At 71.0% G+C, this 13,074-nt stretch carries 13 protein-coding genes and 1 pseudogene; 6 read left to right on the top strand and 8 right to left on the bottom strand.

Features of this window, described 5'->3' with window-relative positions:
• Positions 1-78 precede the first annotated feature (78 nt).
• Both ugpC and AB0A95_RS06845 read left to right on the top strand, forming a co-directional pair.
• Positions 79-1,170: a sn-glycerol-3-phosphate ABC transporter ATP-binding protein UgpC gene (gene ugpC / locus AB0A95_RS06850; RefSeq protein ID WP_357554677.1), complete on the top strand. Its 1,092-nt coding sequence runs from the start codon at positions 79-81 to the stop codon at positions 1,168-1,170.
• 167 nt (positions 1,171-1,337) lie between these two features.
• Positions 1,338-1,922 carry a hypothetical protein gene (locus AB0A95_RS06845; RefSeq protein WP_357554676.1) on the top strand — a complete coding sequence of 195 codons (585 nt, stop codon included), beginning with the start codon at positions 1,338-1,340 and terminating at the stop codon, positions 1,920-1,922.
• Positions 1,923-1,971: 49 nt separating this feature from the next.
• On the opposite strand, the gene rlmB is transcribed toward AB0A95_RS06845, so the two are convergent.
• Positions 1,972-3,123 carry a 23S rRNA (guanosine(2251)-2'-O)-methyltransferase RlmB gene (rlmB, locus tag AB0A95_RS06840; protein WP_357554675.1) on the bottom strand — a complete coding sequence of 384 codons (1,152 nt, stop codon included), beginning with the start codon at positions 3,121-3,123 and terminating at the stop codon, positions 1,972-1,974.
• A complete protein-coding gene (cysS, locus tag AB0A95_RS06835; RefSeq protein ID WP_357554674.1) occupies positions 3,123-4,538 on the bottom strand; it encodes a cysteine--tRNA ligase in 1,416 nt (471 codons plus the stop codon). The genes rlmB and cysS overlap by 1 nt, the downstream gene beginning before the upstream one ends.
• A gap of 63 nt (positions 4,539-4,601) precedes the next feature.
• On the opposite strand from cysS, the gene AB0A95_RS06830 reads away from it, so the two are divergent.
• Complete coding sequence (locus AB0A95_RS06830) at positions 4,602-5,345, top strand: helix-turn-helix domain-containing protein (protein ID WP_357554673.1); 744 nt, start codon at positions 4,602-4,604, stop codon at positions 5,343-5,345.
• Positions 5,346-5,604: 259 nt separating this feature from the next.
• Positions 5,605-6,672 carry a DUF559 domain-containing protein gene (locus AB0A95_RS06825; RefSeq protein WP_357554672.1) on the top strand — a complete coding sequence of 356 codons (1,068 nt, stop codon included), beginning with the start codon at positions 5,605-5,607 and terminating at the stop codon, positions 6,670-6,672.
• 155 nt (positions 6,673-6,827) lie between these two features.
• Here the strand turns inward: AB0A95_RS06825 and AB0A95_RS06820 are convergent, their stop codons facing one another.
• Positions 6,828-7,523, bottom strand: a complete 696-nt coding sequence (locus tag AB0A95_RS06820; protein ID WP_357554671.1) for an HAD family hydrolase — start codon at positions 7,521-7,523, stop codon at positions 6,828-6,830.
• 114 nt (positions 7,524-7,637) lie between these two features.
• On the bottom strand, positions 7,638-8,603 hold the full coding sequence (locus AB0A95_RS06815; RefSeq protein WP_357554670.1) for a DMT family transporter: 966 nt from the start codon (positions 8,601-8,603) through the stop codon (positions 7,638-7,640).
• An 85-nt stretch (positions 8,604-8,688) separates the two neighbouring features.
• On the opposite strand from AB0A95_RS06815, the gene AB0A95_RS06810 reads away from it, so the two are divergent.
• The gene (locus tag AB0A95_RS06810) at positions 8,689-9,234 is read left to right on the top strand and encodes a CGNR zinc finger domain-containing protein (protein WP_357554669.1); all 546 of its coding nucleotides are present in this window, start codon (positions 8,689-8,691) and stop codon (positions 9,232-9,234) included.
• Here the strand turns inward: AB0A95_RS06810 and AB0A95_RS06805 are convergent.
• The 3 genes and pseudogenes from AB0A95_RS06805 to AB0A95_RS06795 form a co-directional block, all read right to left on the bottom strand.
• Positions 9,201-9,785 (bottom strand): GNAT family N-acetyltransferase, encoded by a 585-nt coding sequence (locus AB0A95_RS06805; protein ID WP_357554668.1) that lies wholly within the window; start codon positions 9,783-9,785, stop codon positions 9,201-9,203. The two genes, AB0A95_RS06810 and AB0A95_RS06805, sit on opposite strands and share 34 nt — an antisense overlap.
• 171 nt (positions 9,786-9,956) lie before the next feature.
• Complete coding sequence (locus AB0A95_RS06800) at positions 9,957-10,139, bottom strand: DUF397 domain-containing protein (RefSeq protein WP_357554667.1); 183 nt, start codon at positions 10,137-10,139, stop codon at positions 9,957-9,959.
• Positions 10,130-10,941: pseudogene (locus AB0A95_RS06795) on the bottom strand (helix-turn-helix transcriptional regulator). Before AB0A95_RS06795 ends, AB0A95_RS06800 begins: the two are co-directional and overlap by 10 nt.
• Before the next feature lie 395 nt (positions 10,942-11,336).
• Between AB0A95_RS06795 and AB0A95_RS06790 the strand changes: the two are divergent.
• Positions 11,337-11,630 carry a hypothetical protein gene (locus AB0A95_RS06790; RefSeq protein WP_357554666.1) on the top strand — a complete coding sequence of 98 codons (294 nt, stop codon included), beginning with the start codon at positions 11,337-11,339 and terminating at the stop codon, positions 11,628-11,630.
• 13 nt (positions 11,631-11,643) lie between these two features.
• Here AB0A95_RS06790 and AB0A95_RS06785 read toward each other — a convergent pair whose 3' ends face one another.
• Positions 11,644-13,053 carry a class II fumarate hydratase gene (locus tag AB0A95_RS06785; RefSeq protein WP_357554665.1) on the bottom strand — a complete coding sequence of 470 codons (1,410 nt, stop codon included), beginning with the start codon at positions 13,051-13,053 and terminating at the stop codon, positions 11,644-11,646.
• Between the last annotated feature and the right edge of the window lie 21 nt (positions 13,054-13,074).

The raw sequence follows: 13,074 nt of genomic DNA, 5'->3' as shown, positions 1-13,074 counted from the left end.
CTGGCACGGATACGTGCCTGTCGCTCCTTCACTCGGATCGTCCGGCACGTTCCTGCCGGTGAAAGGAAGCGCTTCACCATGGCTACGGTCACCTACTCCAAGGCATCCCGGATCTACCCGGGCCAGGAGCGTCCCGCCGTCAACGAGCTCAACCTCGAGATCGGCGACGGCGAGTTCCTCGTCCTGGTCGGCCCCTCCGGTTGTGGCAAGTCCACGAGCCTGCGGATGCTCGCCGGCCTGGAAGATGTCGACGCCGGGTCGATCTACATCGACCAGCGCGACGTCACCCACCTTCCTCCGAAGGCCCGCGACATCGCGATGGTCTTCCAGAACTACGCGCTCTACCCGCACATGACGGTCTACGAGAACATGGCGTTCGCCCTGAAGCTGCGTAAGACCTCCAAGTCGGAGATCGACAGGCGGGTCAAGGAGGCGGCAGCCCTGCTCCAGCTTGAGGAATACCTCAGCCGCAAGCCGAAGGCGCTCTCCGGTGGTCAGCGTCAGCGTGTCGCGATGGGCCGGGCGATCGTCCGCGAGCCGCAGGTCTTCCTCATGGACGAGCCGCTGTCGAACCTCGACGCCAAGCTGCGTGTGCAGACCCGTACCCAGATCGCGTCCCTACAGGCCAAGCTGGGCGTCACCACCGTCTACGTCACGCACGACCAGGTCGAGGCCATGACCATGGGCCACCGGGTCGCGGTGCTGCTCGACGGTGTGCTCCAGCAGGTGGACACTCCCCGCGCGCTCTACGACACCCCGGCGAACGTGTTCGTCGCCGGCTTCATGGGTTCGCCGGCCATGAACATCAAGACCGTCGCGCTCAACGAGCGGGGCGCCGAGTTCGCCGAGCTGAGCATCCCGCTGACCCGGGAGCAGGTCGCCGCGGCCCGCTCCGAGGGTGGCGACGGCAAGGTGACTGTGGGCTTCCGCCCGGAGGACTGCGACCTGGTCAGCCCGACCGAGGGCGGCATGCCGGTCGTGGTCGAGCTGGTGGAGGACCTCGGCTCGGACGCCAACGTCTACGGCCACGCCGCTCTGGGCGGCAGCTCGGAGCGCTTCGTCGTGCGCACCGACCGACGCACCATGCCGAACATGGGTGACACCGTGTTCGTCAAGCCGCGCACCGGTCGCAGCCACGTCTTCCACGCCGCCACCGGCAGCCGGATCTGACGTAACGCCAACCGACAGGGGCGGTCCGCTTCGGCGGGTCGCCCCTGTTGCCGTACCCCGGAGGGCTTGTCACACCGCGGAGCCAGCGCGGATGTGGCCCCGTGGGGTGACTCGGCAGGGTGGGCCGCGCCCGTAGCGTCGCGGCACGCCCAACCCGAGGAGACGCCGTGTCCGCCACCGCTGCCCAGCCGCTCACCCGTTCCCGGCCGTACCGGATGGCTCGCCTGACCGGCCGCAGCCTGGCCTACTGCGCGACGCTGGTGCCGGTCGCCCTGCTCGCGCTGGTGACCGCCCCGCTGGGCGGAGCCGGTGCCGCTGTCACACGCTGGCGGGCCCTGCGTACCGGACTGCTCGGCCTGCCACCCACCGCCGCGCCCGGCCGGCGGCCCGGCTTGGTCGCGGTGCTCGGCCACGCGCTGCTCAGCCTGCTCCTCGGCGTGGTGGCCCTGCTGCCGCTCGGCGTCCAGGTGCTGATGGTGCTGCGGGGCGTGCTGTACGGCGTGGTGGACTCCGGCCCGTACGACCACTCCTGGGGCGGTCCGAGCCGGGCCGGCGCATGGCTGGCGCACTTCCTCGTCGGCCTGCCGATGGCCGCCGCCGGGTTGGCCGCGCTGATCGGTATCGCCGCCGTGCACCAGCTGTTGACCCGACGTCTCGACGGGGAGCGGAGCCCTCGCTGGCTGATCCCGACCACCCTGCTGATGGCGCTCGCCGGGGCGCTGCTCTTCGTCGCCTGGACCCGGCAGATCTGACGACGAGGCCCCCTCCCGCCCGGGCGGGAGGGGGCCTCGTCGGACCTCGTTACAGCTCGACGGACCGTCGGCGGGCGACCTCGGCCAGGGTGACCGCGGCGGCCACGCTGGCGTTGAGCGACTCCACCTCGGAGATCATCGGAATGCTGACGGTGAGGTCGCAGGTCTCCCCGACCAGGCGGGACAGGCCGCGCCCCTCGGAACCAACCACCACCACCAGCGGACCGACGGCGGCTTCCAGGTCGTACAGGTCGGTGTCGCCGTCGGCGTCCAGGCCGACCACCATGAAGCCGGCGTCCCGGCACGCCTTCAGCGACCGGGTCAGGTTCGTCACCTGCGCCACGGGCACCCGCGCGGCCGCGCCGGCGCTGGTCCGCCAGGCGGTCGCGGTGATCCCGGCAGCACGCCGCTCGGGTACGAAGACACCCTGCGCGCCGAACGCGGCAGCCGACCGGATCACCGCACCCAGGTTGCGCGGATCGGTGACACCGTCCAGCGCGACGAGCAGCGGGGCCTGCTGCTCCAGGGCGGCGGCGACCATGTCGTCGAACGGCTGGTACGCGAATGGCGGCACCTGCAACCCGACACCCTGGTGCAGCACGCCACCGGTCATCCGGTCCAACTCGGCCCGGCTGATCTCCAGGTTGGCGATGCCCCGGTCGGCGGCCGTCCGGATGATCTCGTTGATCCGGTCGTCCATGTCGATGCCCTGGGCGACGTAGAGCGCCGTCGCCGGCACCTGGGCGCGCAGCGCCTCCAGCACCGGGTTACGCCCGACCAGCAGCTCCGGGGTGTCCTTGGACGGGTTGGACTTGCGCCCCGGCGCGACCCGGGGACCGGACCGCGCGGTGGGCTTGCCGCCCCGCCCGCCGGCAGCGCCCCGGCCGCCGGTGGCAGCACCCCGACCCCCCGGTACGCCCCGACCGCCGCCCCTGCCCCAGGTGGTGTCCTTGCTGCCCGGCTGACCGATCTTGGGGGCGCGCCCCTCCTCGGCCGCCGCGCGGCGCTCCTTGTCCTGCTTCCAGGCGGTGCGCTGGGGCAGCTTCTCGGTGCCCGAGTAGCCCTTGTGCCACGGCCGCTCGTCGGCGGGCAGGGTGCGCCCCCGCCCGGCCAAGGAGTCCTTGTTCTTGCCGCCGGTGCCCTTGGGGGCGCCTGCCTTCGACGTCAGTCGCCGGCCACGGCGCTGCGAGTTGCCGGCCATCAGTCCTGCTCTCCAATAGTCCAACGGGGGCCCTGGGGGGTGTCCTCGACCGCCACACCGGCCAGCTTGAGCTGGTCACGTACCGCGTCGGCGGCAGCCCAGTCCTTGCGGCCCCGGGCCTGCGCGCGCTGCTCCAGGGCCAACGCGATCAGGGAGTCCACCACGGCGCGTAGATCATCCGGGCGGCCACCGCCGGTCCAGGCCGGGTCGAGGGGGTCGACCCCGAGGATATCCAGCATCGCCCGTACCACGGCCAGGGTGGTGCGGACGGTCACATCGTCGCCGGTGCTCAGCGCGGTGTTGCCGTCCCGAATGTGCTGTTGTAGCACGGCCAGCGCGGCGGACGTGTTGAGGTCGTCGTCCATCGCCGCGACGAAGCCGCCGGGCAGGTCACCGAGCTGCCCGGCACCGACCCGCTCGGTCGCCCGCTGCACGAAACCCTCGATCCGGCGGTACGCGGTCGCCGCGTCGCGCAGCGCATCCTCCGAGTAGTCGATCACCGAGCGGTAGTGCGCGGCGGCGTAGTAGTAGCGCAGCTCCACCGGCCGCACGCCGAGCGAGTCCACGTACGCCAGGTCGAGCGCGTTGCCTGCGGACTTGCCCATCTTGGCCCCGCCGATGCTGAGCAGCCCGTGGTGCACCCAGTAGCGCGCGAACGGCAGCCCGGCCGCCTGGGACTGCGCGATCTCGTTCTCGTGGTGCGGGAACGTCAGATCCAGACCGCCGCCGTGGATGTCGAACTCCGGACCGAGATAGCGCCAGCACATAGCCGAGCACTCGATGTGCCAACCCGGGCGCCCCAGACCCCACTGTGACGGCCAGTAGGCGTCCGCCGGCTCCTCCGGTTTGGCACCCTTCCACAGGGCGAAGTCGCGCGGGTCCCGCTTGCCCCGGTCGGGAGCGTCCCCGGCCGACTGCATCGCGTCCGGTGACTGACCCGACAGCGACCCGTAGGCCGGCCAGGACGCCACGTCGAAGTAGACGTCGCCGGAGCCGTCGGTCGCCGGGTACGCGTGCCCGTCGGCGATCAACTTCGTGATCAGCTCGTGCATCTCCGGGATGTGCCCGGTGGCGCGCGGCTCGTAGGTGGGCGGCAACACGTTCAACGCCCGGTAGGACTCGGCGAGGAGCAGCTCGTTCGCGTACGCGATCGACCAGAACGGTCGCCCCTGCTCGCCCGCCTTGACCAGGATCTTGTCGTCGATGTCGGTCACGTTGCGGATGAAGGTGACCTCGTAGCCGGCGGCCAGCAGCCAGCGACGCAGGACGTCGTAGTTGACGCCGGAGCGAAGGTGACCGATGTGCGGCGGAGCCTGGAGGGTGAGACCACACAGGTAGACCCCCACCTTGCCGGCTTCCCGCGGGACGAAGTCCCGCACCGATCGGGTGGCAGTGTCATACAGGCGTAGCGTCACCGTACAAGGGTAGCTGTCCGTGCCTGTCCGGGTCGGCCGGTGCCGGGTCGTACGCTGCCAGGCGTGGATGCGACAGCACGCGCCGGTGAGCCGCCGACCAGCCCCAGCGCCTTAGTCAACGCTGCTCCGGGGCAGGCTGACGCCGTCTTCAGGCAGGGTGACGACGTCACGGGGCGTGCCGGCGAGACCTCGCAGACCCTCGATCGTGGGTTACGGCTGCTGCACCTCGTCGCCGACGCCCCGGGCGGCCTGACCGTCACCGAGGCCGCGAACCGGCTCGCCATCGGCCGCGCCGCCGTCTACCGGCTGGTCGGCCCACTGACCGGGCACGGCATGCTGCGCCGCGACGGCGACGGCCGGCTACGCCTCGGCGCCGGGTTGCTACACCTGGCCCGACGGGCTCAACCGCTGCTCGCCGAGGGGGCCCTGCCCGCACTTCGCCGCCTCGCCGAGCAGGCCGGCGCGACAGCCCACCTGACCGTCGTCGAAGGTGGCGAGGGGGTCGCCCTGGCCGTTGTCGAGCCAAGCTGGACGTCGTTCCACGTCGCGTACCGCACCGGGGCACGGCATCCGCTGGAACGGGGGGCGGCGGGCCGAGCGATCCTGGCCGGTCGAGCCGGGGAGGCTGCACCAGTCAGCAGCAGCGGAGAGTTGCAGGCCGGGGCGTACGGGGTGGCCGCGCCGGTGCTCGGCGTACCCGGCCTGGAGGCCAGCGTCGGCGTGGTCGCGCTCGCCCCGCTGGACGTCGACACCATCGGCCCTCAGGTGCTGGCCGCCGCCACAGCCATCACCGCCGCCCTCAGCTGATCCCGGCCCGCGCCCGCGTGATCAACTCGGGTTCACGGAAGTCGCGGTGTCCCAAGGCCAACGAACGCCCGACTTTCAGTAACGCGAGTGGATCATCGCCAACGGGCGGTCAAAACGGCTCAGGTTTCGGTCGATCCGGTCAGTGCCATAGCACAATCGGAAGGCGGGTTCGTGGTTGTCCACAGGTCCGGCGGCACGCGCGGGCCGGGTTGTCCACAGGGGTTTCGGTGGCCCGTCGGTGGTCGGCACGCTGCTTGGCATGCCGCCACGTCCGCATCGCCCCGATGCTCTGACCTGGCAGGTCTTCCGCGGCTCCGACGCTGTCCGGGACGGCCTGCTCACCGAACATCAGCTGCGCAACTCCGCCTGGGTGCGGCTGCGCCACGACATCTACGCCGACGCCCGACTGGAGCGGGACCACGCCCTCGCCTGTCGCGCCGCACTCCTCCGACTGCCGCCCGGAGTGGTGGTCGGCGGCCCCTCGGCCGCCTACCTGCACGGCGTCCAACACGCCGCGAGTTTCACCGACGATGTGCACGTCCTCGTGCCCCGATCATTGCGGGTCGGCCCACAGCGCGGCCTCAGCGTGCACGTCAACACCATCACCCCGCTCATGTCGAGCGAACCCCCAGACGGGCGCCCACCTACCGGCGGCACGTCGCCACGCCCGGCACGACAACTGTCCCGTCCGGCGGCAGCGTCCGTCAGAGCAGGGGCGATCGTGACGGCCCGGCCGGGCGTTGGGTGGGCGGCGGCCAGCACACTCGGGTGCAGAGAGCGAGATGTCCCAATCCCCCGGTCTGACCCTGGGCGGGCCGCCTGGGAAACGGCTGTCTGGCTCGATCCGGTTCGGGCCGTCGCCATCGTCGACTCGCTGCTCGGGCAGAAGCTGACCGATCGCGACACCCTGGCCGCCCTGGCTGCCCGCAACGCCGACCGGCCCGGTGGGCGACGAGCGCGCTGGGTCTTCGACCTGGCCGACGGCGGAGCCGAATCTCCGCCGGAGTCGCACCTACGCGTGCGGTTGGTGCTGGGTGGGCTGCCGCGCCCCGCGGTGCAACATCCGGTACGCCTGCCCATCGGCGTTGTCCTACACCCCGATCTGGCCTGGCCGCAATATCGGGTAGCCGTGGAGTACGACGGGACGTGGCACTCCGACGCGGAGCAACTGCACCGCGACCGCCGTCGGCTGAACCTGCTGGTCAACGCGGGCTGGCTGGTCCTGCACGTGACCAGCCGACGGCTGCACTGTGAGTTCCCGGCGGTGCTTCGGGAGGTGCGGGACGCGCTGGTCAGCCGCGGATGGCACCGAGGATCGTCCACATGACCATGATCGTTCTCGGGTTCATGAAAACCGCGGGATCCCGCAGGCACTATCACCGCGCCTTCCTGAAAACCGAGTCGATCATGAGCGCCGACGAGCCGCGTCCGGCCCCCAACCCACCCACCAGCCACGCCGACAGGCGTCGGCCGGCTCTCGACTCACACACCGACCGCGTCGACGCGCAGATCTGCCAGCGCGGCTGGCAGGTCGGCCAGGCTGGAGACTTCGGCATCGGGCGTGAGATCGCCCGGCCGAGGCAGCCCATGCCGGTTCAACCACACCGATCGCAGACCGGCCCGGCGAGGTGCCACCACGTCGTGCTCCCACGAGTCACCGACGTACGCGATCTGCTCGGCGGGCACCCCGGCTGCCGCGACCACCGCCGCGTAGAACTCCGGGGCCGGTTTCTTGGGCAGGCCGTTGTCGTGGGCGTACACCTCGAAGGCGAACTCGCCGGCGAGCCCGCAGCGTTCGGTGCGGCTGTTGCCGTTGGTGGCGAAGCCGAGCGTGTACCGGGAGCGCAACGCCGCCAGCGCCGCTGGCACGTCCGGGAAGGGTCTGGTGAGGGCGTACCGGCGAGCGAAGAAGAGGCCAACGATCTCGTCCAGGTGGTCGTTCAGCCCGGCGCGGGCCAGCGACCGGGCCAGCGCGGCGCGGCGGATCTCCGCCACCGGGGCGGCGCTCAGGTCACCGAAGACCGCGTCCCAGTCCGACTCCAGCTCGGCGAGCGTCACCTCACTCGCCGCTGGGGCACGCCGCCGCATCTCGTCGAGGACGGCCACCAGTCCGCCGGTCACCGCCGGGCGCAGGTCGAGCAGGGTCTCGTCGGCGTCGAACACCACAGTGGTCAGCACGGTCCCTACTGTGTCACCGACCACCGAACGCCAGCCAACGACCACCGATCGACGAACGCCGAACCCCAACCCACCGACCACCACGCCCCAACCCATCGACCACCGAACAACAACTCACCGACCGTCGAGCGCCAGCGCCGGCTCGGGCGGGGCGGGCGCGGATGCCGACGGCGTTCCGCGCAGCTCGTCGAGTCGGACCAGCGCCACCCCGGCGACGATCAACGCGCCGCCGAACAGCTGCCAGCCGGTGGGCAGTTCGTCAAGGAAGAGCCAGGCGATCAGCACCGCGAAGAGCACCTCGGTCAGCCCGACGAACGACGACAGCCGGGGGCCGAGGATCCGGGTGCCGGCGATGCCGGCCAGGTACGCGATGACGGCCGCCACCAGCGAGAGCCCGGCGATGGGCAGCAGCCAACTGGTGGTCTGTCCGGCGAAGACGACCTCACCGAAGGTGGCGTGCAGCGGCAGCAGACCGGTCAGCCCGATGAGGAGCAGCACTGCGGCGCCGACGGCCATTCCGCCGCTGGCCATGGCGACCGAGGGCAGCCGGGGGTCGACCCGCCCGGCGAGCACGAAGTACCCGGCCAGGCCGAATGCCGCACCCAGACCCCAGAGCACGCCCACCGGGTGGAAGTCGGCGGTGCCGGCGAGGTCGAGCACGAAGGCCAGCCCGGCCAGCGCGGCCACCGACCCGGCCACGGTGAGCCGGCGGGGGCGCTGCCCGTGTCGCAGCCACATCCAGCCGACGACGAGGATGATGCCGAGGTATTCCAGCAGCAGCGCGACACCGACCGGCAGGTAGCGCACGGCGTTGAAGAAGCAGACCTGGGCCAGCGCCACCCCGAGCAACCCGAACAGCCCGATGGCCGAGGCGTTGCTTCGCAGGACGGCCCACCTGCCGCGCAGCGACAGCAGGGCGGGGATCGCCAACACCAGGGCCGCGATGCCGACCCGGGCGATCACCGCGGACTCGGCGGACCAGCCGGCCTCGATGAGCGACCGGGCGAAGGTGCCGGAGGTGGCGAAGGTGACAGCGGAGAGCAACGCCAACGCGGCCCCGGCAGCGGGTCGTGAGTGCATGTCGCGCTCCTCGGGTCGGCACCGTGTCATGAGCAAACTATCCTTGTGCCGATGACGCTAGGCGGAAGCCATGACAGGAGTCAAGATGCTATTTGCTCATGACACCGAGTGTTCGCTGGTCGCCGCCACCGCGCTGGTCAACACCACGGGTCGGGACGGCGAGTTGCTGCCCGACGTCGCCGCGCTGGACGCGTTCTTCGTCCGCTACTCCTACAGCGGCCGACACGAGCACACCGACGCCGAGCTGCGCGCCGTCCGGGAGCTGCGGCCCGAGCTGCGCCGCATCTGGTACGCCGAGCCGCCCGAGATCGTCGCCATCGTCAACAGCCTGCTGCTGGAACACCGGGCGCTGCCCCAACTCATCGAGCACGACGACGAGCCGTACCATCTGCACGCCGTGCCCCGCGACGCGCCGCTGGCCACCCGGATCGCTGTGGAGGCGGCGATGGCCATGGCCGACCTGGTCCGCGCCGGTGAGCTGAGCCGGCTGCGGATCTGCGAGTACCCGGACTGCGACAACGTGGTCATCGACCTGTCCCGCAACCGGTCGCGGCGGTTCTGCGAGGCCGGCTGCGGCAACCGCGCCGCCGTGACCGCCTACCGTGCCCGCCGGGCCGCCGGCCGCTCCTGACCGATTGTCGCCCACTCCTCGGCCCGCACCTCGTACTCCACCTCGCCGTGCTCGGTCCCCGGAATCGGGTCGTCCCACTCAGTGTGGAAGGTCCGCACGTGGCGCAGCCCGGCCTTGACCATCACCCGCCGCGACCGTTCGTTGACAGTCATCGTCTCGGCCCAGACCCGACGCACACCGACAGTCTCGAAGGCGTGCCGGACCAACGCCCGTGACCCCTCGGTGGCCAGCCCACGCCCCCACGTCGAGCGGCGCAGCCGGTAGCCCAACTCGGCCTCGGTGCCGTCCGTCGACGGGTCGAGCGCGAACCAGCCCAGGAACTCGCCCGACTCCCGATCGTGCGCCGCCCAGCGCCCCAGCCCGGGATGCCGCTCGTGCTGGGCCAGCAACCTCGGCAACTGCTCATCCCGCACCGTCGCCAGCGGCGTGGGCACACCACCGCTGAGGAACCGCATCACCTCGGGATCGCTGTCCAGCTCGACAAGCGCGTCCACGTCGGCCATCGTCAACCGCCGAAACCGCAACCGCTCGGTGCTGGGCAGGTCACTCATCACGGGATCATCCCGCCGCCCCACAACACCGTCCAACCGTTTACCGGCGCCGCCCGACCCAAGATCCGCGCAACATCGGGGATGTTGCTGCCTCAGACGGCGACGAGGCAGCAACATCGCCGAAGTTGCTGCCAAAACCCCGCGACCACCGTCGCGGGCGAGGCGGTCGGGTCAGCGCGGGGGCGCGACCACGAAGAGCCGCCAGGAGTACGCGTCGACAACCAACACGGGCCCGTCCGAGTCCTTACTGTCTCGCACCCCGACCACGTCCCCCAGATTCGTCGCCACCTCGACGCAGTTGGCGTCCTGGCTGCTGCGGCTGCTTTTGCGCCATCGAACGCCGGTCAACTCCACGACTCGGCCACCTCGCTCATCAGCTCGATGGACGCCTGCGGGGGCAGGGCTTCGCCCAAGGCAGCCTCCCGGACCCGCTGCAACCGCAACAGATCCCGAGGCTGGTCCAGCTCCTGGCCACGAACCTGGCACTCCAGATAGGCCAGTTCCGTGCCATCGGGCAGCACGGCCAGCGCGAATGGCCCGGCGAGCCCCGGGTATTCGCCGGCGGATCGCGGCACGATGTGCAGCCGGACCCGAGGGTGCCCGGTGGCGATGCCGACAAGGTGCAGCGTCTGGTCGCGCATCACCTTCCGCCCGCCCACCCGCCGCCGCAGCACCGCCTCGTCCAGCACCGCCACGATCTGCGGCGCACGCTCGCTGTGCAGCACCTCCTGACGCTCCATCCGGGCGGTCAGTCGCCGTTCAACCTCGTCGGGAGCGAGCAAGCCACCCGCCTCGAAGACCGCACGCGCGTAAGCCTCCGTCTGGAAAAGACCCGGCACGTAGAGGTGCTCGTACCACCGAACCGCCCGCGCCTGCTCGAAGATCGCCTGCCAACCGCGTAGCCAGACCTGGGCCTTGTCCAGGCTGACCAGCTTGCTGGCCATCCGGCCGAACAGGCCGCCGGTGTCGGGGCCTTGTCGACGAGTTCCAGGTACTTGGCGGTGGGCTGTTGCTGGCCCAGCTCGACGGCGCTGACCATCGACACCGAGCAGTTCACCGCCTTGGCCAACTCGTCCTGACTCCAGCCCCGCCGAGCCCGCGCCCGGCGCAGCTCCGCGACCAGGAACGCCGCCGCCGTCATCTGCCCGTCGGCCATGCCCTACCGCCCCTCCACCCCACTGACGATCAACTCCAGCCGACCGCCAGCGGCGACGCCACCCGACGCAGGGCGGCGGAAACCAACGCCGTTGCGCTAAATGCAACGGCTGTTCGTCAACCAGCACTGCCTCGTCGATCATGGAGTTGTGGTGGGTAACAAAACGCCCGCAAAGCCCCAAAGTCGGCACCACAACTCCATGATCGCCAAGCCAGGCCGCACCCGCTCCCCGATCGGGCACTTCCTGTCCCGGGTTGACCCGCCGGCTACCGCCCTGACGCAACGGTGTTGACATCCATGTTCGAGCGCGATTTTGACCGACCCGGACGCGCAGCCCGGCGCGGGACGCGCGGCGTGACGCCACAGACGATTCAGCTCGACAGGAAGGCCGCCGCATGTCCTGGAACGCCCCGGACGACCGCGCCACGACTCCACGTCGACCGCACCTGGCCCTGCGCCCGCTCTGGCTGTGCCGAGTGTGCGCCGCACCCTGGCCGTGCCCGGTCGCGCGGCTCACCCTGCGCCAGGAGTACGCCCACGACCGGGTCGGGTTGAGCGTCCACCTGTGCGCGGTCCTGCACGAGGCGGCCACCGACCGGTACCGGCTCAACCCCCACGACGGCCCGGACCCGGCGGTGCTCTTCACCCGCTTCCTCGGCTGGGCCAGACCACGCGGCGACACGCCCTGAGCGGGCACCCCGCTCAGGGGTGGGTCATCCGGAGCAGGTCCAGTGCCTCGTCGAGCTGGGTCTCGGTGAGTTTGCCGGAGTCGACGTGACCTCGGGAGATCACCACCTCGCGGATGGACGTCTGCTTGGCCAGCGCCTCCTTGGCGATCGAGGCGGCCTCGTCGTACCCCAGGTAGCGGTTGAGTGGGGTGACGATCGACGGCGACCCTTCGGCGTACGCCAGGCAGACCTCGGCGTCCGCGACAAGGCCGGCCACCAGCCGGTCGGCGAACAAACGGCTCACCGCGGAGAGCAGCCGGATCGACTCCAGCAGGTTGCGGCCCATCACGGGGAGCATGACGTTCAGCTCGAAGTCGCCCTGCGAGCCGGCGAACCCGACTGTCGCGTCGTTGCCGATCACCTGTGCGCAGACCTGCCGCATCGCCTCGGCGACCACCGGGTTGACCTTGCCGGGCATGATCGACGAGCCGGGCTGGAGGTCGGGGATCCGCAGTTCGCGGAGGCCGGCACGCGGGCCGGACCCCATCCAGCGGATGTCGTTCGCGATCTTGTAGAGGCCGACCGCCACGGTACGCAGCTGCCCCGAGGTCTCCACCAGCGCGTCCCGGGCACCCTGCGCCTCGAAGTGGTTGCGCGCCTCGGACAACGGCAGCCCGGTCGACTCGCGCAACCTGCCGATCACGGCGGCGGCGAAGCCGAGCGGGGTGTTGATCCCGGTGCCGACGGCGGTGCCACCCAGCGGCAGCTCGGCCAGCCGGGGCAACGCGCCTTCCAGCCGGTCGATGCCGTAGCGGACCTGGGCGGCGTACCCACCGAACTCCTGACCCAGGGTGACCGGGGTGGCGTCCATCAGGTGGGTGCGACCGGCCTTGACCACCGTCTCGAACTCCGCGGCCTTGGCCTCCAGCGCCGCCGCCAGGTGGGCCAGCGACGGCAGCAGATCCTCCACGGTGAACTGGGTGGCGGCCAGGTGGATCGAGGACGGGAAGATGTCGTTGCTGGACTGGGAGGCGTTGACGTGGTCGTTCGGGTGCACCGGCGAGCCCAGCTCACGGCTCGCCAGAGTGGCGATCACCTCGTTGGTGTTCATGTTCGACGAGGTGCCCGAACCGGTCTGGAACACGTCCACCGGGAACTGGTCGTCGTAACCACCGTCGGCGACGTGCGCGGCGGCGGCGGCGATCGCGGCGGCCACGTTCGCGTCGATCACGCCCAACTCGCCGTTGACCTCGGCCGCCGCGCCCTTGATCTGGGCGAGCGCCTTGATCTGGGCCGGCTCGATGCCCCGGCCGGAGATCGGGAAATTCTGCACCGCCCGCTGGGTCTGTGCCCGCCACAGCGCCTCGGCGGGCACCTCCACCTCGCCCATCGAGTCGCGTTCGATCCGGTAACCGGTCGCCTCTGGAGTCGTCACACGTACCATCCTGCCGCGCCCGTCGTCGAC

Source organism: Micromonospora sp. NPDC049230, from assembly GCF_040647875.1.
Taxonomy (GTDB): domain Bacteria; phylum Actinomycetota; class Actinomycetes; order Mycobacteriales; family Micromonosporaceae; genus Micromonospora.
This window is presented reverse-complemented; position numbering and strand designations above follow the sequence as displayed.